This is a genomic window from Flavobacterium sp. KACC 22763 (assembly GCF_028736155.1).
GTDB lineage: Bacteria > Bacteroidota > Bacteroidia > Flavobacteriales > Flavobacteriaceae > Flavobacterium.
This window is the reverse complement of sequence record NZ_CP117879.1, coordinates 171387-194121: the sequence shown is the minus strand read 5'-3', so window position 1 is coordinate 194121 and position 22735 is coordinate 171387. Positions and strand designations below refer to the sequence as shown.

22 protein-coding genes are annotated in these 22735 nt (G+C 31.9%); 8 read left to right on the top strand and 14 right to left on the bottom strand.

Features of this window, described 5'->3' with window-relative positions; translation table 11 throughout:
- Positions 1-352: 352 nt before the first annotated feature.
- The 6 genes from PQ463_RS00850 to PQ463_RS00825 form a co-directional block, all read right to left on the bottom strand.
- Positions 353-550: a hypothetical protein gene (locus PQ463_RS00850; RefSeq protein WP_274255861.1), complete on the bottom strand. Its 198-nt coding sequence runs from the start codon at positions 548-550 to the stop codon at positions 353-355.
- A gap of 12 nt (positions 551-562) precedes the next feature.
- Positions 563-1012 carry a hypothetical protein gene (locus PQ463_RS00845; RefSeq protein ID WP_274255860.1) on the bottom strand — a complete coding sequence of 150 codons (450 nt, stop codon included), beginning with the start codon at positions 1010-1012 and terminating at the stop codon, positions 563-565.
- A gap of 68 nt (positions 1013-1080) precedes the next feature.
- On the bottom strand, positions 1081-1611 hold the full coding sequence (locus tag PQ463_RS00840) for a GNAT family N-acetyltransferase (protein ID WP_274255859.1): 531 nt from the start codon (positions 1609-1611) through the stop codon (positions 1081-1083).
- A 132-nt stretch (positions 1612-1743) separates the two neighbouring features.
- Entirely contained in the window at positions 1744-3495 is a 1752-nt protein-coding gene (locus PQ463_RS00835; protein WP_274255858.1) for a TonB-dependent receptor, read from the bottom strand.
- 129 nt (positions 3496-3624) lie between these two features.
- Positions 3625-4488: a PhzF family phenazine biosynthesis protein gene (locus PQ463_RS00830; RefSeq protein ID WP_274255857.1), complete on the bottom strand. Its 864-nt coding sequence runs from the start codon at positions 4486-4488 to the stop codon at positions 3625-3627.
- Positions 4489-4576: 88 nt separating this feature from the next.
- Positions 4577-7591 carry a tetratricopeptide repeat protein gene (locus PQ463_RS00825; protein ID WP_274255856.1) on the bottom strand — a complete coding sequence of 1005 codons (3015 nt, stop codon included), beginning with the start codon at positions 7589-7591 and terminating at the stop codon, positions 4577-4579.
- A gap of 242 nt (positions 7592-7833) precedes the next feature.
- On the opposite strand from PQ463_RS00825, the gene PQ463_RS00820 reads away from it, so the two are divergent.
- The 3 genes from PQ463_RS00820 to PQ463_RS00810 are packed head-to-tail and all read left to right on the top strand — an operon-like array spanning position 7834 to position 10328.
- The gene (locus tag PQ463_RS00820; RefSeq protein WP_111423990.1) at positions 7834-8517 is read left to right on the top strand and encodes a cell division ATP-binding protein FtsE; all 684 of its coding nucleotides are present in this window, start codon (positions 7834-7836) and stop codon (positions 8515-8517) included.
- Positions 8517-9398, top strand: a complete 882-nt coding sequence (locus PQ463_RS00815) for a glycosyltransferase family 2 protein (protein WP_274255855.1) — start codon at positions 8517-8519, stop codon at positions 9396-9398. The genes PQ463_RS00820 and PQ463_RS00815 overlap by 1 nt, the downstream gene beginning before the upstream one ends.
- Positions 9399-10328: a glycosyltransferase family 2 protein gene (locus PQ463_RS00810; RefSeq protein WP_274255854.1), complete on the top strand. Its 930-nt coding sequence runs from the start codon at positions 9399-9401 to the stop codon at positions 10326-10328.
- On the opposite strand, the gene PQ463_RS00805 is transcribed toward PQ463_RS00810, so the two are convergent.
- Together PQ463_RS00805 and PQ463_RS00800 are read right to left on the bottom strand one after the other, a co-directional pair.
- Entirely contained in the window at positions 10311-10745 is a 435-nt protein-coding gene (locus PQ463_RS00805; RefSeq protein WP_274255853.1) for a sugar 3,4-ketoisomerase, read from the bottom strand. The two genes, PQ463_RS00810 and PQ463_RS00805, sit on opposite strands and share 18 nt — an antisense overlap.
- Complete coding sequence (locus tag PQ463_RS00800) at positions 10718-11800, bottom strand: glycosyltransferase (protein ID WP_274255852.1); 1083 nt, start codon at positions 11798-11800, stop codon at positions 10718-10720. Before PQ463_RS00800 ends, PQ463_RS00805 begins: the two co-directional genes overlap by 28 nt.
- Positions 11801-11844: 44 nt before the next feature.
- Here PQ463_RS00800 and PQ463_RS00795 point away from each other — a divergent pair, with 44 nt between their 5' ends.
- Positions 11845-12981, top strand: a complete 1137-nt coding sequence (locus tag PQ463_RS00795; protein WP_274255851.1) for a glycosyltransferase — start codon at positions 11845-11847, stop codon at positions 12979-12981.
- Here PQ463_RS00795 and PQ463_RS00790 read toward each other — a convergent pair.
- The 6 genes from PQ463_RS00790 to PQ463_RS00765 form a co-directional block, all read right to left on the bottom strand.
- Entirely contained in the window at positions 12978-14252 is a 1275-nt protein-coding gene (locus PQ463_RS00790) for an O-antigen translocase (RefSeq protein ID WP_274255850.1), read from the bottom strand. The two genes, PQ463_RS00795 and PQ463_RS00790, sit on opposite strands and share 4 nt — an antisense overlap.
- On the bottom strand, positions 14253-15401 hold the full coding sequence (locus PQ463_RS00785) for a DegT/DnrJ/EryC1/StrS family aminotransferase (RefSeq protein ID WP_274255849.1): 1149 nt from the start codon (positions 15399-15401) through the stop codon (positions 14253-14255). It lies immediately after the preceding gene.
- The gene (locus PQ463_RS00780) at positions 15398-16345 is read right to left on the bottom strand and encodes a GNAT family N-acetyltransferase (RefSeq protein ID WP_274255848.1); all 948 of its coding nucleotides are present in this window, start codon (positions 16343-16345) and stop codon (positions 15398-15400) included. The genes PQ463_RS00785 and PQ463_RS00780 overlap by 4 nt, the downstream gene beginning before the upstream one ends.
- 2 nt (positions 16346-16347) lie before the next feature.
- The gene (locus PQ463_RS00775; protein WP_111377935.1) at positions 16348-16950 is read right to left on the bottom strand and encodes a trimeric intracellular cation channel family protein; all 603 of its coding nucleotides are present in this window, start codon (positions 16948-16950) and stop codon (positions 16348-16350) included.
- An 86-nt stretch (positions 16951-17036) separates the two neighbouring features.
- Positions 17037-17888, bottom strand: coding sequence for a hypothetical protein (locus tag PQ463_RS00770; RefSeq protein WP_274255847.1), 852 nt, complete (start codon positions 17886-17888; stop codon positions 17037-17039).
- 107 nt (positions 17889-17995) lie between these two features.
- Entirely contained in the window at positions 17996-18739 is a 744-nt protein-coding gene (locus PQ463_RS00765; RefSeq protein WP_274255846.1) for an RDD family protein, read from the bottom strand.
- Positions 18740-18759: 20 nt separating this feature from the next.
- On the opposite strand from PQ463_RS00765, the gene PQ463_RS00760 reads away from it, so the two are divergent.
- The 4 genes from PQ463_RS00760 to PQ463_RS00745 are packed head-to-tail and all read left to right on the top strand — an operon-like array spanning position 18760 to position 22654.
- The gene (locus PQ463_RS00760) at positions 18760-19737 is read left to right on the top strand and encodes a stage II sporulation protein M (protein WP_129747296.1); all 978 of its coding nucleotides are present in this window, start codon (positions 18760-18762) and stop codon (positions 19735-19737) included.
- Complete coding sequence (locus tag PQ463_RS00755) at positions 19737-20693, top strand: hypothetical protein (RefSeq protein WP_274255845.1); 957 nt, start codon at positions 19737-19739, stop codon at positions 20691-20693. The genes PQ463_RS00760 and PQ463_RS00755 overlap by 1 nt, the downstream gene beginning before the upstream one ends.
- On the top strand, positions 20686-21459 hold the full coding sequence (locus PQ463_RS00750; RefSeq protein WP_274255844.1) for a DUF4129 domain-containing protein: 774 nt from the start codon (positions 20686-20688) through the stop codon (positions 21457-21459). Before PQ463_RS00755 ends, PQ463_RS00750 begins: the two co-directional genes overlap by 8 nt.
- The gene (locus tag PQ463_RS00745) at positions 21452-22654 is read left to right on the top strand and encodes a DUF4350 family protein (protein ID WP_274255843.1); all 1203 of its coding nucleotides are present in this window, start codon (positions 21452-21454) and stop codon (positions 22652-22654) included. The genes PQ463_RS00750 and PQ463_RS00745 overlap by 8 nt, the downstream gene beginning before the upstream one ends.
- Positions 22655-22735 lie beyond the last annotated feature (81 nt).

Below are 22735 nucleotides of genomic sequence, written 5' to 3'. Positions count from 1 at the left end.
TTAATTTTAAGCACAAAACTACTTTCAAATTTAAAGTTTAAAGCAGTTTTTAAAATTAATTTATAATCTATTTCTATTATAAATGGAAGATTCGTAAAGAAGAGATAAGAAACTGTTCTGGAATTATTATTTATACAATCGTTTATCAATTTCAACAAAGAAAATCCTTAAAAGTAGTTCGACAAAGTTTTTTCATTAACTAATTTCAAAACATAGCCCGTGGTTTTAACCACGGGCTATGTTTAATAAAAGATAAATATTAATGGTATATATTATGGAATTGCTTACGAAGATTTGCTTCGCCTATTCGCTATCGCTCGGGTCTCGTTCATCGGAATGACATTCTTTGTAATTAAGGCAGTGCTTTAAAAAAATAAACGATTCCCATAATCACTAACATTCCTAGTAACAGCCAATGCTTAAAACTTGTGGCTTTTATTTGAAAATTATAAAGTTTATCATTTTCTGTAACATCTCTTTTCCATAATTTATGAATCTTATAAAAGGCATAAGAAGCTCCAAAGAATGAAAAACTACATATTAAGTGCATAAAATTCATATACTAGCTAATTTCTTCAATAGTATAATGCGTCTTATTTATTTCAAACTGAAAACCTGCTTTATTGCCCATTAAATGGTTTCCCAACGGAGATTGCGGAGAAAGCGCAATGACATTAATTCCGTCAATTGCAATTTTTGGAAGCGCGACACTAACATACAGATAGATTCCGTTTGCTTTTACTAAACTCCCTAAAACAATGTTTTCTGTGGTTTTAAGCGGATCAATTTTATCTAAAATTGCTTTTTGCTCTAAAGCTTCCTTTAGTTTATTAGTCAGTTTCTCTTGTTCGATATGCATCATAGACAAAGCTGTTTCGTGTTTATCACCAGCCGACCCTTTTGCATCGTTTTTTGAATCTTCTGTCAAACCCGAAATCATGTCTTTAAAAACATCAATTCGGTCTTGAACCATTTGAGTATAGTGAGAATATATTTTTTCTTTGAAAGTCATTTTTTTTTTAAAGGTACTGAGGTTCTAAGGTGCAAAGATGCTAAGGTTTTTTTTCTTTGTCTAAATTTTTATTCGAAAAAAGCTTTTGGATACACCACTTCTCCATTTACATCTTTTAAACCGTCTTCTGCTAATGCAATTACCATACAGTTTTCAGCGGGAACATCAAACGGCATTTTGATATTGTACTTTTCGCAGAGTTCATATCCGAATCTTGGATAATAATCTTGATGGCCTAATAAAATAACTGATTTATGACCTAAGCTTTTTGCAATTTCATGTCCGTGGAGAATAAGTTTAGAGCCAATCCCCTTTCCTTGAAATTCTGGCAAAACTGAAACTGGAGCAAGTGCCAGAGATTCAAACGAATTTAAATTATTTTTAATTTTCAGTTTAGTAAATAAAATATGTCCAACAATTTTATTATCAATTTCAGCAACAATTGACAACTCTGGAATAAAAGCTTCGGATTTTCTTAATCTTTCGACCAAAAACTGTTCTTTATGATCGCTATATTCTTCCTTCTCAAAAGCTTTTTCTATTAGTTGAAAAACACTTTCAAAATCATTTTTATTTTCTTGACGTAATATAATTTCCATTTTATAAAATTAAAAAAAACAGCCACGAATTCACGAATCTACTCCAAAAAATTCATGAGCTCATGGCTGAAAAAAAAAGGCACATTCATTTTAAATGTTTTTGTGCCTAAGTATCTTTATGGCAAAGATCTCTTAAAAATCAAATTTATAATTTGCGCCTCCTAAAACTTGGAATCCTTGTACAGGATAATTCAACCACTTTTCATAAGCTTGATTTCCAATATTGTTCAATTTCAAGAAAAACGTTAATCTTTCGTTGAATTTGTACCCAACATGCGCATTGGCATCAAAATAGCTTTTTAGAGTAATTGGCGTAGCATCGACTCCTAAAGAAGTATTGGTCTGCATATCTTTTCTTTCTCCAACATAAAACACATTCAATCCTGCATACCACTGCTTTGTAATATTAACGTCTAAAGTCGAACTTAATTTCATTGTTGGCAAATTCCATGCTTCAACTACGTTGTCTGTATTGTAACTATTAAAAGTTCCGTTGATTCCAAAAGTTACGTTTTCAGAGAAATCTGCCTTTAATTCTCCGTAGAAACGGAACGTTCTAATATCTTCATACACTACTCCAAACGAGTTCCCGAAAGCGTAATCTTCATTTGTAATTACTTCTGTATAATCATTTGCTTTAAACAGCGCTTTGTCTTTTTCATTTAAATAAGAAGCAGTCACGTTATAATTTACATTGTTCGCCAGTTTTCCTTTTAATCCAGCAAAAACATTGTACTGCGTGCTTGACGGACGCATGTTTAAAGTCGGAGATAAAAACGGATTTTCGCTTACAAAATCAGCATAAGAATTTTGATTTAAACCTCCATTTACCCCAGTATAAAAAATCATTAAATCGCCAACCAATTTATAAGAAGCATTTACTTTTGGATAGAAATAAAATTTGTTTCCGCTATTTTCAGAATCTGCGCTATAATAGATTCCAGCTCCTAATTCTAATGTCCATTCGTTTTCATTGATTACAAAACTTGGTTCGATACCAACATTTGTAAAACTGTATTTTAAAGCTTCTGTATTATCCTGTAAATAATTATTTTTGAAAGAACCGCTTACATGGTCTACAATAACATTGGTTTTAATAGCCTGATCCATTACATCAACTGTAAAAGTTGGCTTTACATAAAATCTGTTTTCTGACGAAGAATAACTATCTGAAAAATGGGTGAATTTCGCAGAAAGTTTACTAAAAATACTTTCTGAAAATTCTGCATTTCCGCCAACCCAAATGGTATTATAAGAATGATCTGGATTAATGCTGTTTACCAAATCATAACGCTGATCTGGAATTGTCGATCCAAAATCCGACGGAAGTCCATACCAATTGTAAATCTGATTTTGATATCCTAAATCGACTCCCCAAGTATTATCTCTATTGTTTTGACCGTAACCCACATTAATTGATGTGTCGTAAAATTCATCGTTCAATTCTACATCTTTAATTCCGCCTTGAGAAGAGTGATGACGAAACATTCCTGCCACATAATCATTATTCCCTAAATCCTGATTTACGAATAATTCACCATTTAAAGTGCTGTAGTTTCCAAGCCCTAAAGTGGCGTAATTATTAAACAATTTTTCTCTTTTAGCTTTCTCAACGCCTTCTGCTTTTCCTTTTGAAGGCGTAAAAGTCGATGCCACAGGAACAGACAAAATACTGTATTTAATAACTTCTTTCGGCTGATTACCGCTATCGTCAAGTGAAGGTGTTTCTTTCACTTTAAAAGCATCTGAAATAGTAGGCGAATAAGGTTTTACAACGTTTACAGTTTCGGTTCCAATACTTTCATTTTTCTTCTGTGCAATCGAAAACTGAGCTGTAAATAACACTAACAAAATGATTATTTTATGTCGGCAGTTTAATTTCATATTTCTTTATTTTTAAGAGTATAAGAGACAAGAACCAAGAGAATAGACTTTCTTCCCTATCTTCTATTTTCTCTTTCTTCTTTTTTATCTAAATTCTTTCTTCTTGATTCTTACTTCTATTTTCTAAATTTAAGCTTCCCACTCCCCTTTGGCAACAAATTGGGCTTTCCCACCTATATTGATATCATATTGTTCGTCAGCTAATTTTCCTTTAAAATAGATTTCAGAAGGTCTATTGATAAATTCTCCTTGATAATTGATAAGCTCAATTTCTTTGGTATTGTATTTTAACAAAGAAGCTTGTAGGCACGTACTTGCGCTTCCCGTAGCAGCATCTTCCATTAATTGATTGTGTTCGATGTATAATAACCTGCTTGTTACTTTTGAACCTTCAAAATAATAAAAATACAAACCTCTGTGATCTGTTTTACAATGCTGTCTCATCCATAGATCGGCTTTGTCTTTATCTAAAACCAAATTTTCTAAAGCTCTTCTGCTACTCAACGGAACCATTACAAAAGCACTTCCCGTTGTTACTTCTTGAACTGGAAATTGATTTTCAAAATCACTCACTTGCAGATTACTGAAATGTGTAAAATCCTCTTTCGAAAACGTATCCCAAAATTTAGGCTGAGCCGCTTTTAACCAAATCAAATCACCTGATTTACTAATCGCAATTGGCCCAATCGGAACTTCAAGTTTAATTTCGGTCGGCTCGTTTTCAAAAATCTTATTCATTAAAACCCAAGAAGTCCCAATAATCGGGTGACCTGCAAACTGCATTTCGTGTGCTGGGGTAAAAATTCTAATTTCAGCTTTATTATTTTCTTTGTCTAGTTTGGTAACAAATGTGCTTTCCGCAAAATTAATCTCGCGCGCAATTTGCTGCATTTGTGCTGTACTTAAATTTTCTGCGTCCATAAAAACTGCCAGCTGATTTCCAGCATATTTCTTATCAGCAAAAACATCAACTATGTAAAAAGGTAAATTCATTTCTTTCTTTTTTTTTTAGAAGCAAGAAGCAAGAGAAAAGACTTTTCATTGAAATCTTGCTTCTTGTCTCTTTCTTCTATTTTTCTCTCTATCTATTAATCGACGAATTTGTTTTTGACTCTTCCGCTTTAATAGCTCCTAATTCTTTTTTCGCTTCTTCAACAACATCTGGATAATCAGTAAAATTGTTGATTACGTTATCTAAAATATATGTCGCCTGATAACTGTCTTTTAATCCGTAGAAGTTTTTTGCCATCAACACTAAACCTTTTGCTCCGTAATATTTATAAGCCGAATAGCTTTTTGCCAATTTTTGAACTGCAGTATTAGAAGCATCAAATTTTCCTTCCTTCGTTTTAAAGTATGCATCATAATACAAAGCTTCTGCCGCCAGTTCTCCTTTCGAACTTGTCATTAATTTAGCATAAGCTGTTTTCGCTTTATCTTCATTTCCTGTTTGAATCGCCGCTCTTGCTACAATAATTTGAGCATCAGATTTTACTCCTGCATCAGATTTTGGGTTTTCCAAAACTTTTTCAGCAGCAGTAACCGAATTGTCATAATCTTTTTTATCATAATAACATTTCATTAGGTTTGCTTGCGCGAAAGTTTTGTTCTGCGGATAATCTGCTTCTGTTTCTAAACGTTTTAAAACCGGAATTGCTTTATCACAATCTTTTGCTTTCAGATATATCTGAGCCAATCTATTTAAAGCCTGCTCTGTAAATTCATTTCTAGGCTGATCGATTACATATTGATAATTTGATGTCGATTTTGTTTCAGAACCTTCAGCATAATAAAGCTGCGCCAGATAGAAATTAGCTTCTAAAGCGTGTAATCCCGCTGGGAATTTGCTCACATAACCACCAAAGCCTGTAATCGCAGCTTTGCTATTGTTTTGGCTATATTGTTTGAAAGCAGCGTCGTAAGTATCGTTGTCTAATTCAGCGTCTGAAACCTCAACAAAATCTAAAGTACGAACCCAAGTTGCATATTCGTCTACTTTTCCAGAATCAACATAAATCAATCTTGCTGTGGCAACTGCTTCTAAAGCTTCTGGTGTTTTTGGGAATTCTGCCGCAACTTTTTTAAATTTCGTTAAAGCCTGCTGATCGCGATCTGAATTGTAATAAATCAAACCTTGTTTTAAAATTGCTTTTGAAGTAAAAGATCCGTTTTGGAATTCTGAAATCAATTGATCATACGTTTTCAAGGCCTGATCATTTTTCTTTTCTGCAACATAAGTGTTTCCTAATTCGAACAAAGCATCATCTCTGTAAGACGATTTTTTGTACATCTGAAGGAAGTTATTCAATTCATCCACTTTCTTCGCATTATTTGACATAAATCCGTAAGAAAGTGCTTTTTGAAATTGTGCATAATCGGCATCTACGCCTTTTGCGGCAATTGCTTTTGCATAAGCCTCGTTTGCCGCGCTGTATTTTGAAGTCACAAAACGACAGTCTCCTAAACGCAAATAAGAATCATTTAAACGAACTTTATCTGAAGGTGAATTATCGATCTGCGCTTGAAAAGAATTTGCAGCCTGATCGTAATCTTTCATTTTAAAATACGTGTAGCCAATATTGTAATTGATGTTTTTATATTCATCCGTAGATTTTGCTGCGGCCATTCCGGCAAACTGTTTGTAAGTCAGAAGAGCATTTTGCATATCATCATTAAGATATTCTGTTTCTGCTTTCCAGAAAGTGGCACGTGCAGTAAACTCAGGCGTCTTTTGTTCGCTGATAGCACTTTTAAATAATTTACCTGCCTCTTGGTAATTATTTTCGTTATACAATTCTAATCCGCGATAAAAAAGTACTTTTTGGTACGCTGCTTTATTTTCCGCAGTTCTGTTTTTTTCTAATAATGCTAAAGCTTCTTTGTAATTTTTAGAAGAAATATAAGAATCGACCAATAATTTCTCTACTTCTGCACGGCTAGAATTGTTTGGATATTTTTTAAGGAAATCTAATAAAATACCTGGAACAGCCTGATACGCATTTCCAATATCATAACTCAATTTAGCATAATTTAAAGCGGCGTCTTCTTGAATTTGTGCATTAAAATCCATTTCGGAAGCATTCTTGAAAGCGTTTAAAGCTTCTTGCTTTTTACCCGTATTTAAATAGCTTAAACCTAAATGGTAATAGGCATTCTGCGCAACAAAATCTTTTCCTTCAATAATTTTATTAAACTGAGAAATGGCTTTTTCATACTCTTTCTGCTCATAATACGCATAACCTAACTGATAAAAATCGGTATTGTTCCATTTTCCTTTTTTACCAGCATATTGTTCCAAATACGGAATTGCTTTTCCATATTGCTTCAAATTGAAATAACTTTCTCCAATAATTTTATTCAATTCCGATTTTTCAATATCGTTCGATTTGTTCATGGCTACCAATCCTAAATCAATCGCTTTTTGAAAATTTCCTAATTTGAAATTCATGTCAGCTTGATAGTACGACAGTTTTTCTTTGTATTTTTCTTCACCCGAAACCTCATCAAAATATTTAGTCGCCTCTTTATAATCGTCTCCTTCATAAGCCATAAAACCTAAGTAATATTTGGCCTGAGAACCATATTCTTTAGAATTGACAACTTTATTAAAATAATTGGTGGCTTCTTTTTTCTTTTTAGCATTAAAATAGCTGTAGCCTTTCATGAAGTTAAACTTATCCGATTCGGTTTTACTCATGTAGCTTTCATCCACTTTATCAAACCACTGCAATGCTTTTGGGTAATTTCCCTGCTCGAAGAAAAATTGAGCAGCCTCGATATAAGCCTGATTTTGTTTCGTGCTCGTTGGATAATCATTTACAAATTGCTCTACTAAAGCATCGGCATTTGCTTTGTTGGTTCTTATAGCGCAATTGGCAATGTAGAAAGCACAATCCGACTGAACTTCTTCGTTGGTCGCATTGTATTTTACTTTTTCAAAAATCAATTGAGCCGAAGCATATTGTTTATCATTATATAAAGCCAGTGCTTTGTCAAAATCCTTTAATTCGTAAGTATAAATAGCCGATTTCTGTGCCGAAACTATTGTCGAAGTAAGGAGAATTTGGAATATAAAGAACCTGGATAGTTTACGCATTTTGATTAATATTTAGGTATTCAAAAGTATCATTTTATACGCTTTATAACGAAACGTTTTTAGGTTTTATTATAAACAAATTAATAATCGTTTATGATTTTAAGGTTTAATAAACTTCAATTTATTGGTTCTCAAACTTTCTAAAACATTTCATTTTTTAAACTTTTTCCTAAGAAATGATTCAAATTTATTTTGAATACAAACGTTATCTTATTACTTTTACCATTCAAACCAATTTTATTATGTCACAAACCGTACTGTCTCTTAAAGAAGTCACTATATATCAAGAAGGAAGAAAAATTATATCTCATATTAATCTAGATGTTAATCATGGAGAGTTTATCTACATTATCGGGAAAACTGGTTCTGGAAAAAGTAGTTTTCTAAAAACTTTATATGCTGATTTACCTTTAATTGAAGGTGAAGGACATATTGTCGAATTTGATTTGGCTACTTTAAAAGAAAAAGATATTCCGTACTTGAGACGTAAAATCGGAATTGTATTTCAGGACTTCAAACTGCTTCCAGACCGTTCTATAAAAGACAATATGCTTTTTGTTCTTAAAGCAACTGGCTGGGTAGAAAAAGAAGCCATGGAGCACAAAATTGATGAAGTTTTGGACAAAGTAGGCATGAAAGATTTTGTAAACAAAATGCCTCATCAGCTTTCTGGCGGAGAACAGCAGCGTGTTGCGATTGCAAGAGCATTGCTTAACGATCCAGAATTTATTTTGGCAGACGAACCAACAGGAAACCTTGATCCTCAAACAAGTTCTGAAGTACTAGAAGTATTAAAAGCAATCAACGCCGCTGGTAAAACTATCATTATGGCAACACACGATTATGCTTTATTGATGAAATTCCCTTCTAAAACCTTAAAATGCGAAGATGAAAGAATCTTCGAAGTGGTGCAAAGAAGCGTGTAATGCTTTCCATTTTAATTCCGGTTTATAATTACAATGTTTTACCGCTTGCAAGCGAACTCGTAAAGCAATGCAATTCTTGCGGAATTACTTTTGAAATTCTTTTTTTAGACGATGCTTCTCAAGAGTTTACAATTGAAAACGAAAGAATTAATCTATTCGAAAATGCTTCCTATTCTATTTTAGAAAAAAATATAGGACGAAGCGCCATTAGAAATTTACTGGCAAAAAAAGCGGTTTACGAAAATTTACTTTTCTTGGATGCCGATACAATGCCGGTTCACAATACTTTTATTTCTAATTATATTTCAGAAATAGAAAACAAAACGGTTTTTGGCGGACTTTTGTACAAAAATAAAAAGCCTCGACAAGAACAAGTTTTACGCTGGATTTATGGCAAAAAAAGAGAAGCCTTAAGTTTATCCGAAAGAAATAAAAACCCATCAAATACCGCATTGGTTTCTAATTTATTGATAAAGAAAGAAATTCTTGGTCGCTTTCCTTTCGATGAAAATTTAACAAAATATGGCTATGAAGATTTGCTTTTTTTTGCCGTTTTAAAATCTAATGAAATTGAGATTAAGCATATTGAAAATCCCGTTTTTCACTTAAATTTAGAATCTTCCTCTTTATTTCTAAGCAAAACAAAAACTGCATTAGAAAATCTAGTTTTTTTAGATAATTTGAATAAAATATCTAAAAACGAAAGTAAAATCTTCGGTTCTTTTGACTTCTTAAAAAAAATGAAACTGATTTCTATTTTTAATTTTGTTTTTAAAAAATCGGAACAAAAAATTGAGCGAAATTTGCTTTCAGACAAACCGTCACTTTTTCTGTTTGACATTTATAAATTAGGTTATTACTGTTTTCTTAAAACAAAATAAATGGCTTTTTTTTCTATCATAATTCCGCTTTACAATAAAGAGAACTTCATTGAAAATACGATTCAAAGTGTTTTGAATCAAACTTTTCAGGATTTTGAAATTATTGTGGTAAATGACGGATCGACAGATAAAAGCGAAGAGAAATTACTTCAATTTAAAGATCCTAGAATACAGTATTTCATTAAAAAAAATAAAGGTGTTTCAGCAACTAGAAATTACGGAATCGAAAAAGCAAATGCCGATTTTATTGCTTTTCTTGATGCAGATGACTATTGGCATCCAACATTTTTAGAAACTATATATACTAACATTTCAAAGCTTCCAAATCAAAAAGTGTTTTCTGCTGCGATAGAATTTGAAACTTCAAAAAAAGTAATTTCGGCACAATATTCAATTTCCAAAACAAATGATGATTTTGAAATTGTAAATTATTTTAAAGCCAGTTTAAAAGAAACCGTTTTGTGTACTTCCTGCTCCGTTTTTCATAAATCCATTTTCGAAGAAATTGGGCATTTTGATACTAAAATTAAAAGTGGAGAAGACACCGATTTGTGGATCAGAATTGGGCTTGTTTACCCTGTTGTGTTTTCTTGGAAAGTATTGGCTCGTTATATTTACGATCCCAAAAGTCTTTCGAAAGACAAACGTTTGATTAAAGAAAAGATGGATTTTTCAAAGTTTGAAATAGCAGAACAAACAAACTCAAATTTAAAAAGGTTTTTAGATTTAAATCGTTTTTCTCTTGCGATAAAAAGCAAATTAGCTGGAGAAAAAACGCTTTTCTATAAGTATTACAACGCAATAGATTTAGAAAATTTAAGTTGGAAGAAAAAAGTTTTACTGCGTCTTCCTGCATTTATTTTACGCATTCTAATTTTCTTTAAAACCTTTTTAGCCAATTTAGGATTTGGCTCATCTGTCTTTAAATAGTCGGAACTTTTTGTATTCTCGAATATAGTCTCCTTCACTAAACTCGCCAGAAGACAAAACCAGACAAACACTTCCTGAAGAGAAATTTTTAAGTTCACGCCAAATCCCAGAAACAATAAGCAAGCCAACATTTGGTTTATTTAGCGTAATTGTTTTAATGTTTTTTCCGTCTTTCAAAACCACATCAAAACTACCGCTTAAAGCAATTAAAAACTCTTGCTGTTCAATATGTGCGTGCCCGCCTCTTTTGCTTCCGCTTGGCACATCATACAGATAGTATACTCTTTTGGAAACAAACGGAATTGTATCTCCTTCTACAACAGAAAGATTTCCTCTACGATCCTGAATTTTAGGAATTTCAATGAGTTGAATATCTGAAATATTCGTTATTATTGATGATTTAGAAGATTCTTCCATTGTTCTGCAATATTTTTTAAAGACAAATGTTTTACACTTTCAGCAGCATTCTTTTTACAAAAATTATATAATTTGCTATCATCTGCAAATTTATTCATCGCTTCTGCAAAAGCTTTCGGATTATGATTTTCGACTAATAATCCATTAAATCCATTTTGAATAATTTCTCTAGGTCCAGAATTACAATCAACAGCAATTACAGGCGTTCCCAAAGCCAATGATTCTACAATAGATAACGGAAAACCTTCAAAATTACTGGTCAAAACGGTAAATTTAGCTTCTCGAACCTCATCAAAAGGGTTTTCTCTGAAAGGAAGAATCTTAACATAATTTCTCAAATTCAATTCTTCAATTTTCTGCTGAATAAAATCCAAGTCCTTCCCAAATCCCATTACATGCAAATGATATCCTTTTTCATATATTTTTGATTGAGAAAAAGCTTCTAGCATTAGTGTGAAATTTTTCACTTTTTCTTCAAATCTTCCAAAAAATAAAATCACTTTTTTGGGCTCCAAGATTTCTTTTCTTAGTTCTTCTTCCGCAATAAAAAAAGGATTGTAAATTGTTGTTGTATTCTTTAATTGAAATAGACGATTAACTTTTTCTTCAATCGCTTTTGAAACACAGATTAAGGCTTCTACATTCTTATAAAGTATTCTCGACCAAAACTTTGAGGAAGGAAAATAAATCTCAAAATTATAGCTGTGAACGATATAAAAGATTTTTAAATTTCGATAAATAAATCTCGTAATTAACTCCCGTAATAAAACATTTCTCGAACGCCCGTCAATAACAATTTCGATATTATTCTGAATCAGATAATTTCGCAATAGCTTTCCTTTTTTTAGTTTTTTAAAAAAAGAAAACGAACCCGAATTTTCTCTTTCCAAATTGAATAAAATTCCTGTATACGAATAATCTACACAATCATTAACAATAATAGAATGAACCTCAAAACCAGAATCTTCTAACATAAAAGTCAGTAAACCCGCAAAACGTTCTGCCCCTCCTTCTCCTAATGAATGCGAAACAATAGCAACTTTCTTTTTACTCATGTTTTAACCAAAAAAGTAAATATATTTGTCAAATATACACATTAATGAAAGTATTATTGGTAGGCGAATACAGCCATTTGCACAATTCTCTAAAAGATGGTTTACAGGCTTTAGGACATGAAGTTTTTATTGTCGGTCGAAAAGATGGCTTTAAAAACTTTCCTGTCGATTTTCCTATCCAAAAAAAATGGGACTCGGGATTGTTGAAAAAAGCAAAAGTTGCTCTTTATAAATTGTCAGGCTTTGATATAAGTTCGTTTTTTACATATTGCCAATTTTTAAAATTCAAAAAGCAATGTTCTGGTTTTGATGTTGTGCAATTAATCAACGAAAACAGTTTTGAATGCCAGCCTTACTTTGAAAAAAAAATTATTTCACATCTTTCAAAAAACAATCAAAAGCTTTATTTATTGAGCTGTGGCTACGATTATTTGAATGTGAAATATTGCTTCGAAAATCCCGATTTTAAATCTGTAATTCCGTTATATCTAAATCATAAAATCGATAAAAAGTCTTTTGGAAACGTTTTGAAATTTCGAGAAAAAGCATTCTTCAGACTGCATCAGTTTATTTATAAAAACTGTCACGGAATAATTGCTTCCGATTTTGATTATCATCTTCCGTTACAAGGAAACAGCAAATATTTAGGATTAATTCCAAACCCAATAAACATTGATAAATTACAATTTGAATCGCTGAATATTGATGATAAAATCATTATTTTTCACGGAATTAATAATGATAATTACATAAAAAAAGGAAATGATTATTTTGAAAAAGCTTTAGAAATTATTCAAGAAAAATATGCTAAAAAAGTAGAAATTATAACAGTTCGCAGTGTCCCTTATGGTGAGTATATTAATTTGTACAACCGCTGTCATATTTTGCTAGATCAAATTTATGCATACGATCAAGGCTATAACGCACTTGAAGCAATGGCAAAAGGAAAAGTGGTTTTTACAGGCGCAGAAAACGAATTTATTTCGCATTACAACCTTTCTAAAAAAGTCTGTATAAATGCTATTCCAGACCTTGATTACTTGGTAGATGAATTGTCTTTTTTAATTGAAAATCCAGATGAAATTATGGCAATTGGAAAACGTGCAAGGGCTTTTATAGAAGAGCATCATCACTATAAGAAAATTGCAGAAAAGTATATTTCGAAGTGGAATGAAAATTAGAATAGAATTTTTCTAAAATAAAACGCCAAAACCAGTAGATAAACCAAATTATCGAAAGCATAAGCGATTACAACGCCTTCGATTTGAAAGATTTTGATAAAATACAAACAAGCAAAATATAAGACCGAAAACGAAAATAATTCGGCAACGATAAAGGCTGAAGTCATTTTTTTAGCAAAAAACTGAAAACCCAAAATCAGGGCGCAAACTTTGAAAACATCGCCTAAAAGCTGCCAAAAAAACAAATTGGCTACAGGTAAAAATTCTTTAGTAAAAAGTAATTGAACTATAAAAAACCTAGTAAAATATAGCAACGTTAAACCCAAAACAAAAATTGGAAGTATAAATTTATAATACTGTAAAAAGACATTTTTGGTTTCTGAATCATTTTGAGCTTTAGATAATTTTGGAAGAAAATAAACACTCAAAATCGTACTGACAAACATTAAATAATAAGTCGAAATTCTTGTCATAGTTTCCCAATATCCTGCTTGTTCGATTCCTAAATTCTGAATAATATGATTTCGAATTGCAAGAAAAACAAAAGGCCCTAAAACAGACGAAACCAACACCATCAAAGAATAAGAAGAAAGATTTTTCAATACATTAAAATTGAATGCTTTTAATTTTAAGAATTGAAGAAATTGAATCTCTTTTTGAACCAAATAAAAAGTAATAAAAAACAGCAAAGCCGGTGCGATTACAATTGCCAGCAAAGCTCCTGTGGTTTTGAACTGCAAAATCAGAAAAATGGAAGTCAATAAACCAATAATGTTTCCAATGATATTAATCCAAATTACTTTTCTAAATCTGCCCAAACCATTAATTACCGCAATTAGAAAAATTGAAAGTCCGTAAGTTGGCAAAACTAAAGCTAAAACTTTAAAGACAATCAAATATTCAGCCTTATTTCCAAAAATTTCTTGGTTCCAATAAGAAGCTGTAAAAAATAAAATGCCACTTAATAGAAACGCTAAGAAAACTAGACATATAAAAACCGTAGAAATTATTTTTTCAAGTTCGCTTTCATTTTTTTCATTTTCAGCGGTATATTTTACGATTCCATTTTGAAACCCCAAAGTGGAAATATTTTCTAATGAAGTTAAAAAGTTACGAAGATTTCCAACCAGAGCCATTCCGCTTGGACCAACAAAAACTGCCAGAATCTTGGATGTAATTAAACCGATTCCGATTTTTAAAGCAACACTAAAACTGTTTAAAGAAGCAATTTTAAACAAATTTGTTTGAACTATTTTTCTATAAAAATTCAATTAGTATTGGTTTAAAGTTTTGATCACAAAATTCATATCAGATTCTGTCATAATGGGACTTATCGGCAAGCTTAAAACTTCTTTATGAATCTTTTCAGTCATCGGAACCGACAAATTATTCCATTGTGAAAAAGCCTTTTGCTGATGTGGAGGAATGGGATAATGAATTACGGTTTGAATATTGTTCTGAGCTAAATATTCTTGTAAATGTGCCCTGTTTTCTGTTCGAATAACAAACAAATGGAAAACATGATTCCGTGAAAGATCCCAAAATGGAAGCACTATTTTATCATTTTCAATTTCTGATAAATATCGTTTTGCAATAGCTCTTCTTTTCTCGTTATCTGAATCTAAATTTGGTAATTTTAAATTTAAAAACCCAGCCTGAAGTTCATCTAATCTGGAGTTTACGCCGACATATTCGTTATGATATTTTTTTTCTGAACCATAATTTCGAAGCGAAAAAAGAACTTTTGCTAATTTTTCATCATTTGTGGTAATGGCTCCACCGTCTCCCAAACAACCCAATTTTTTGCCTAGATAAAAACTAAATGCGGAAGCACTTTGTGGCCCTTCACTCAGAGTGACATCCGAAAATTGTAGATTTTCGTCTGATTGGGATTTGGAATTTAAGAATTGATATTTTCTAACACCATGAGCTTGTGCTGCAGCTTCTACAACAATCAAAGCATGCTTTTCTGCAACCTCATTTATTTTCTGCATTTCAGCCAATTGTCCATACAAATGGACTGCTAAAATAGCTTTTGTTTTTGAAGTGATTTTCTCGGGAATTAATTCTGGATTTATATTGTAGCTTTCTAATCTTGGTTCGATCAAAACAGGAACCAAATCGGCTTGCAAAATGGCTAGAATACTAGCAATATATGTGTTTGTTGGAACAATAACCTCATCGCCTTTTTTGAGTTTTCCGAGTTCTATATAGCCTTTAAAAATAAGAACCAATGCATCAAAGCCATTTCCGACTCCGATACAATATTTTGATTGACAATATTCCGCAAAAGCTTTTTCAAATGTTTCCAATTCTTTTCCTAAAATATACCAGCCGTTTTCTAAAACCAATTTCAATTTTTCCTGAAAAGCGGTTTCATACGGTTTGTTTATTTTTTTTAGGTCTAAAAATGGTATCATTTTATTTCTATTTTATAAAAATCCTGATTATAAATAGAACAGCCTAATTCTTCTTTTTGATTCAATAGCCCTAAATTATAGCCTGATTCATTTTCATCATCCACAATTCCCATATCAAAAAAATGCTTCCCTTTTCGTTTGTATTTATGAATCAGATTAATGAATAAAAAATCTAGTGCTCTAAATTCTTCTCCTGTTTTTGAAGTGGCACCGTATTGTGATTTTACAACATTTTTGGTTTCAAAAATCGTTATTCCAGCTATAATTTCATCATTTCTATAAGCAGCATATTGTCTAATATTTTTCGGAAATTTAGATCTCAAAAACGTAATTTCTTCTTTGGAGTGGACTGGTTTTACATTAAACTTCTCTGCTAATCTTGGCTCCAAAATTTTTCCCCAAAAAGGATCAAAATTTTCTTCTTCAAAAATATCCAAATCTAGGTTTTCTATCCTTCTAAAATGCTTCATTTTGCTTTTAGAAATCTTTAGGGGAACCGTCAGATTAATAGCCAGATTCATTTCTTTTCGTTCTAAAACCGCTCCTCTTTTCAATAAGAAGAAGTCAATTGCTGCGTTTCCCTCAGAAAAATAAAAATCTGGAATTGGCTTATAACAAAAAGTACTAACTTGGTTTTCTTTCAAAAAAAGTAAAATTTCATTTAAAATAGATTCAACCTTTTCTGCTTTCAATTTGGGTAAATAAACCAATCCGCCATATGTGAGCCCCTGATGCGAATAAACCGTATTTTCTTTTTTATTGGCAGGAAGAATGGCGCGCAATTTTTCATCTTCAAAAACTAAAAGCGAAAAATCTTTAAAACGATCTTTGTGGTATTCCATAAAATCGCGATGAAATAAAAATGTAGCATTTTTAGACTGGGCCACAAAATCATTCCAGATTGAATAATCATCTTGAGAGTACTTTCTTATAGTGTATTCCATATCTATTTATGATCAAAAGCTTTTAAATGCCATTTATATTTAACCGCCATTAATCTAACCACAATAATCACAAGAGAAGTAACTAAATATAAAATATCGTCGTTTAAATTTAGCTTTCTTAATCCAAAAAAAACAATTCCGCCCAAAATACAAATCGTTGCATAGATTTCTTCTCGAAATACATTTGGAATTTCGTTGCATAAAATATCGCGAATTACACCTCCAAAACAAGCTGTCATTGTTCCCAATGCTATACAAATTGCAGGATGCAGACCCGTTATAAGTCCACGTTCAAGACCTATTAAAGTAAAAACTCCAAGCCCAATTGTATCAAATAGAAACAACGAGGTTCGAAGTTTGTCGAATCTTTTTCGGAAAAGTATCGCTAGAAAAAATCCTAAAATGATCACATACACATATTGCATGTCGCGCATCCAGCCAACAGGAGTTCTTCCGATTAAGACATCGCGAAGTGTTCCGCCTCCAACGGCAGTTACAAATGCAATGATAAAAACCCCAAACGGATCTAGTTTTTTGTGCATTGCGGTCAAGGCGCCTGACATTGCAAACGCCATTGTCCCAATAATATCAAGTAAGTGAAACATTTTTTTTGAGTTACAAAGATGTAAAGGGTCAAAGTTACAAAGTTGTGACGAATAATCTTAACAACTCTCGCTCATAAAAACATTCCTTATTTTTTCACGTAAATTGGACTTCTTTTTAATAAATAAGAAATAGAATCCATCCAACCATCTTTTACAGCCAACAAAGGTTTACGAGTTTGTGAGTAAATCTTATCGGTATTTTTATACATATCAAAATAAACCGTATAGTAGTAATACGTCTGATTGTTTGCTGTTGTTGTAGAAATGTCGTTTGTAGTTACTTTTTTATTGTTATTGCTCACTTTCGCATTTCCGCTGTTGTAAGCAGTAGCTGTAGAACCCGTTCCAATTGTGTATGAAACTTTTGCGGCCACAATATTATCAACTCCCAGTATTTTTTCAAGATCTTCTATTGGCGTTTCGTCAATATTATTGTGGTCAATTCCTGCTTTATGCAATAAACTATTTGTAGTTCTTAAATCCTGAACTGTCAGCGGAAAAATGTTAGAAGATTTATCTAACAATTTGTTGTACAAATCATTTTGAGCAAATTTTGCCATATCTTCAGAACCTTGCTGATTATCTGCATTTACGTAAGGAACTGGCAATACCGCTATTGTATTGTGTTTCATATCTGCACTTGCTACATTTTGAGAATCATTCTGAACTGGAGCGCTTATGCTCGAAGAAACATCAAAGGTTTGAGATCTTCCGCTTGCAAAATCAATTTTGGCAATCTGAGAAACATCTAGTGAAATCTGAACGGTTTCACCAGGAAGTGAATATTCTACTGTTTTATCAGACATTTTTAGAACCGTACATTCAATTATCTGGTAATCTCTTTTTATAATTTTATCTAATTTTTTTCCGCTTTGAGCAAAACTAACGCAAGCAGATAATAGTACTAATAATACGAGAAAAGGCTTAGTAATTTTCATTGGATTGGAAATTTATGAATTAATTATGTATATATAAATTTACAAAGAAATTTAAAAAAATAATCAGCAAAAATTAGAAAAATCAAACAATTCTTCAAAGAAAAAAATTACATATTCTGTGTATAGAAATTATAATCTTTTAAAATTACGCGGATAAAATCGCCATTATTTCCAGATTGATTTTTAATTCCTGTTACGCTTTCAATTTTTGCAACCAGTTTGTAAATAACCTCATGGTCGTTTTTAGCGGCGGCTTTTTGATAGGTTTCTTTAATAATACGCATATCATTGTCTGAAAGCTTAATTACGAGAGGATATGTAGGAACATATGATTCCCCAATGTCCTCCAAAATAGTGTGGCTGATATTGATTTTATTCTTTAAAGTAATCACTGCAGTGCCTGCTGCCATGTCGCCTAATCGCTGTGATTTCTGGCTTGTAATAACAGCAATAAGTCCCGGAAGTCCGACAAAACTAAAAAAATCAATTACTCTAAAAAACCAGCGAATTAAATAGTCTCCAAAACCCGCTTGATAGCCGTCAATTTTTACCACTTTAATTTTCAGTATTTTTTTGCCAAGTGACTGCCCTTCAAAAACACTTTCTAAAACCAGCGAATACACTATAACTGGCGAATACAATAATAAAAAAATCGCACCGCGTGACCAGCCATCCAAATTGACCATCAATCTATCGAGCTGCAGCCAGTCAAAAAGTATTATTGAAAGCGCTGTTATATAACAGATTATAATAAACAGATCTATAAAAAAAGCACCTAACCTTTCGCCTACAGAAGCAGCGATAAAATTTATTTTGACATTTTGTGTCGTATTAATAGATAATTCTGACATATTTCATATTTTAGCCTACAATGAGAGAAATCGCCTTTATAAAACAAAACAGAGAAAAATGGCTCGAGTTTGAGCTGGCAATTTTTGGTAAAGCTAAAAAAAATCCTGATGAATTAGCTAATTTGTACATTCAAATGATGAATGATTTGTCGTATGCTCAAACGTATTACCCTAAAAGTAAAACGGTTGTGTATCTCAATCATCTTGCCTCTCAGATTTATCAAAAAATTTACAAAACCAAACGTACCGATCAGAATCGACTTGTAGATTTCTTTAAAATCGAAGTCCCTTTATTGGTTTACGAATACAGAAGGTATTTGGTTTATGCATTTGCCTTATTTTTTGTTACCGTTTCTATCGGAGTTCTTTCTGCTCGTTATGACCGTGATTTTGTACGCCTTATTTTAGGCGACGATTATGTAAATATGACTTTAGAAAACATCAAAAAAGGCAATCCAATGGCCGTGTATGGTTCGGGCAGCAATTGGGGAAGTTTTATTGGCATCACGGTCAATAATCTTTTTGTAGGCGCCAGATGTTATTTCTACGGCATTTTTGCAGGAATCGGAACTTTTAATGTTTTTCTTCAAAACTGTATTATGCTGGGTTCTTTTCAATATTTTTTCTACGAACAGGGCGTTTTCTGGAAAAGTGTGCGAGGCATCTGGATTCACGGTTCTATGGAGATTTTTGCCATTGTTATTGAAACTACAGCTGGATTTATTTTAGGTGCTTCTATCCTATTTCCTAAAACTTTTTCTAGGTTAAATTCATTTAAAATCGGTTTCAAAAACAGCTTTAAAATATTCTTAAGCACTTTTCCGTTTACCATAAGCGCAGGATTTTTAGAAGGTTTTATCACACGATATTCTATCGATATGCCCAATTGGCTAAGTAGTTTCATTATCCTATTGACATTGGCAATAATTTCGTTTTACTACTTGATTTACCCTTTTATTGTACACAAAAAAATAACTTCAAAACCAATTCATTTATAATGTTCGAGCTTTACAGAAAAAGACAATTAGGTGATAATCTAGGCGATACTTTTACTTTTTTCAAAAATTACGGAAAGAACTTTTTCAAGATTTTTTTTATTACAAATGGAGCATTTTTACTTCTTTTTGCAATAGTAATTTATACACTCCTTAAAGTTAATTTTGAACATATTCAAAATTCTGGTCTTGAAAACAATCAATTAAAAAATGATCTCCTTGAATATTTCAATCATAATGAAGGATTAGTAGTGGTACTGATGTTTATCTGCATTCTTTTATTCTTTATTACATCATTGTTTAATTATGCCTATCCGGTTTTATATTTAAAAATGATCGGCGCTGGCAAAGAAGATTTTGAAGTGAATGATGTCTCGGCAAGCTTTTTTAAAGTTCTTTTTAAATTAATAAAGTTTAGCATAGGCTATTTATTTTTAGTTTTTCCGATTTTAATAATTGCACTGATCATCTTGTTCTTTCTGTGCTTCATTATTATTGGGATTCCGTTGCTTATGATTGCGCTGCCGGCATTGTTTACCTTTTTAAACCTACATTTTTACAGTTATCTGACAGAAGAAAAACGTTTTTTTGAATCTCTAAGACATGCCTACTATTTAATAAAACTAGATTTTTGGAACACAATTGGAACAACCTTTATTATTATGATGATAATGCAGTTTGTTCAGTTTGCCATAACAATGTGTTTATACTTTGTGGGTATGTTTATCGCTTTGGCCTATTTAATTGGAAATTCTGCTTCAGACCATACAAACTCTATAGAACCTTCGCCTTTGTTGATCGGTTTTATCACGATTGTTGTAATTGTGCTAATTATTCTTGGCAACATTTTCAACAACATCATTATAGTGAATCAGGGAATGATTTACTATAGTTTAGAGTCAGGAGACAAACAAGAATCTAAATCAATTGATTTAATCGGAGATACTACAAATGAATAGGTTTGTTATTATTTTATATTTTCTTTTCTGTCTGAGCCCAGTATGTGCCCAAGATACTCTGGTTGAAGAAGATCCTCCAAAAATTGTTAGTATTAAGTTTACTGAAAAAGATATCAAGGTAGATTCTGGAGCTGTAGAAGCTAGACATTTTGAAAAGAACTTCAAGAAAAAATATACCGATAAGGACTTTGTTTACGAATACAAAGAACCCGAAAAAAACTGGTGGGATCATTTTAAGCATTGGCTCGCTAGACAAATTGCCAACTTATTTAATTTTAGCAGCGTAAAAACGTCTCTAGATTTTGTTTCTATTCTATTTAGAATAATAGCTATTCTAGTGGTTATTACCTTGATTTATTTTATCGTCAAAGCATTAATCAAACGAGAAGGAAGATGGATTTTTGGAAAGAATGCCGACAAAAGAGCGCTGTTTTATTCCGATGCCGAGAAAAACATTCATCTTTTAGATTTTGAAAAACTTATTAAAGAAAGTGTCGAGGCTGGCGAAAAAAGAATTGCTGTGCGATACTATTATTTATGGCTCTTGAAAGTAATGGCACAGCATCATTATATTAAATGGGATATCGAAAAGACCAATTCCGATTATTTGTATGAATTGCATAATCCTGCTCACAAAGAAGAGTTTACTTATCTTTCTTATCTATACAATTATATTTGGTATGGCGAATTTGAAATTGATGATTCAACATTCAGAAAGACTGAAAATAGTTTTAAAAAAGCATTAAAAACCTTTGGTAATGGATAATAAAGTTAAAATATACATTGCTATTCTGGTTTTAATTTTCGGAATAACATTACTCGTAGATAAAGGACAGCCAAAACCTATTGATTGGACTCCAACGTATTCTGTTGAAGATAAAATCCCTTTCGGATTATACGTTTTTGACCAAGAAGCTGATGGTATTTTTAAGCAGAAAATAGAAAGAATTTCTACGCAGACTCCTTATGAATATCTGGACTCTCAATATGATTCTAGAGAAAATGTAGAAAAGTATAAAATTAAAGGCTCTTTCATGAACATTTCTGAAGTCGATAATATTGACGAAGGATCAATGAGAGAAATTCTATACTTTGTTTCTCATGGAAACAATGCTTTTCTAAGTATGAAAGTATTTCCAAAAGCGCTGTTAGATTCTTTAAAAATCGAACTGAAAACCGATTTTATGCCCAATGATAGCATTTCGGTTTGGATGGCAAACAAAAAAGTAAGCGCAAAAAAATATACTTTTAATACCGGATTAAGCGATTATTTTTCTAAAATAGATACTTTAAACACAAAAGTTCTGGGATATCAAATCAGCAGTAAAAACAAAAGACAAGTCAATTTTATTGAAGTTCCATACAAAAATGGCCATCTCTATCTGCACACGCAGCCAGTGGCTTTTACCAATTACAATCTGCTCAAAAAAGATTATTATCAGTATGCTGAAAACGTTCTTTCTTATATCCCGAAAGGAAATATTTTCTGGTACAACAAAACTTTTAACGATAAACGAATTTCAAGCTCTCCGATGCGTTATATTTGGAGTCAGCCCGCTTTAAAATCGGCTTGGTATTTAGGCTTACTTGGAATTCTTATTTTTATGATTTTTAATGCAAAACGCAAACAGCGAGTCGTGCCAATCATAAAACCATTGCAGAATCTAACTGTTGATTTTACCAAAACAATTGGAAATCTATATTATCAAGAAGGTGATCATACCAATATAATTGATAAAAAGATTATTTACTTTTTAGAAAAAATTAGAACCGATTATTTGCTTGACACCACCAAACTCGATGACGATTTTATAACCAAATTACATTATAAAACAGGAAAAGATGAAAAAGATATTCGCGATGTAGTTCAGTTAATTAATGACCACCGAAACAGTTATCACGGAAGTCTTGAAGAAGATTTGATTAAAATAAACACAGCAATAGAAAAGATTTTACATTAATTTATTTAGCCACTCCCGATAGCTATCGGGATAAAAAGATTAGCACAGATTAGTTTTCAATAAAATCATTTTAATCCTTTA

Excerpts from the sequence above, each read along its gene's own strand:
- PQ463_RS00765 (WP_274255846.1), bottom strand. The coding sequence starts at position 18,739 with ATGTCAGAATTATCTATTAATACGACACAAAATGTCAAAATAAATTTT.
- PQ463_RS00745 (WP_274255843.1), top strand. The coding sequence starts at position 21,452 with ATGGATAATAAAGTTAAAATATACATTGCTATTCTGGTTTTAATTTTC.
- PQ463_RS00820 (WP_111423990.1), top strand. The coding sequence starts at position 7,834 with ATGTCACAAACCGTACTGTCTCTTAAAGAAGTCACTATATATCAAGAA.
- PQ463_RS00835 (WP_274255858.1), bottom strand. The coding sequence starts at position 3,495 with ATGAAATTAAACTGCCGACATAAAATAATCATTTTGTTAGTGTTATTT.
- PQ463_RS00805 (WP_274255853.1), bottom strand. The coding sequence starts at position 10,745 with ATGGAAGAATCTTCTAAATCATCAATAATAACGAATATTTCAGATATT.
- PQ463_RS00775 (WP_111377935.1), bottom strand. The coding sequence starts at position 16,950 with ATGTTTCACTTACTTGATATTATTGGGACAATGGCGTTTGCAATGTCA.
- PQ463_RS00830 (WP_274255857.1), bottom strand. The coding sequence starts at position 4,488 with ATGAATTTACCTTTTTACATAGTTGATGTTTTTGCTGATAAGAAATAT.
- PQ463_RS00755 (WP_274255845.1), top strand. The coding sequence starts at position 19,737 with ATGTTCGAGCTTTACAGAAAAAGACAATTAGGTGATAATCTAGGCGAT.
- PQ463_RS00750 (WP_274255844.1), top strand. The coding sequence starts at position 20,686 with ATGAATAGGTTTGTTATTATTTTATATTTTCTTTTCTGTCTGAGCCCA.
- PQ463_RS00760 (WP_129747296.1), top strand. The coding sequence starts at position 18,760 with ATGAGAGAAATCGCCTTTATAAAACAAAACAGAGAAAAATGGCTCGAG.
- PQ463_RS00810 (WP_274255854.1), top strand. The coding sequence starts at position 9,399 with ATGGCTTTTTTTTCTATCATAATTCCGCTTTACAATAAAGAGAACTTC.
- PQ463_RS00780 (WP_274255848.1), bottom strand. The coding sequence starts at position 16,345 with ATGGAATACACTATAAGAAAGTACTCTCAAGATGATTATTCAATCTGG.
- PQ463_RS00785 (WP_274255849.1), bottom strand. The coding sequence starts at position 15,401 with ATGATACCATTTTTAGACCTAAAAAAAATAAACAAACCGTATGAAACC.
- PQ463_RS00800 (WP_274255852.1), bottom strand. The coding sequence starts at position 11,800 with ATGAGTAAAAAGAAAGTTGCTATTGTTTCGCATTCATTAGGAGAAGGA.
- PQ463_RS00845 (WP_274255860.1), bottom strand. The coding sequence starts at position 1,012 with ATGACTTTCAAAGAAAAAATATATTCTCACTATACTCAAATGGTTCAA.
- PQ463_RS00770 (WP_274255847.1), bottom strand. The coding sequence starts at position 17,888 with ATGAAAATTACTAAGCCTTTTCTCGTATTATTAGTACTATTATCTGCT.
- PQ463_RS00840 (WP_274255859.1), bottom strand. The coding sequence starts at position 1,611 with ATGGAAATTATATTACGTCAAGAAAATAAAAATGATTTTGAAAGTGTT.
- PQ463_RS00850 (WP_274255861.1), bottom strand. The coding sequence starts at position 550 with ATGCACTTAATATGTAGTTTTTCATTCTTTGGAGCTTCTTATGCCTTT.
- PQ463_RS00815 (WP_274255855.1), top strand. The coding sequence starts at position 8,517 with ATGCTTTCCATTTTAATTCCGGTTTATAATTACAATGTTTTACCGCTT.
- PQ463_RS00825 (WP_274255856.1), bottom strand. The coding sequence starts at position 7,591 with ATGCGTAAACTATCCAGGTTCTTTATATTCCAAATTCTCCTTACTTCG.
- PQ463_RS00795 (WP_274255851.1), top strand. The coding sequence starts at position 11,845 with ATGAAAGTATTATTGGTAGGCGAATACAGCCATTTGCACAATTCTCTA.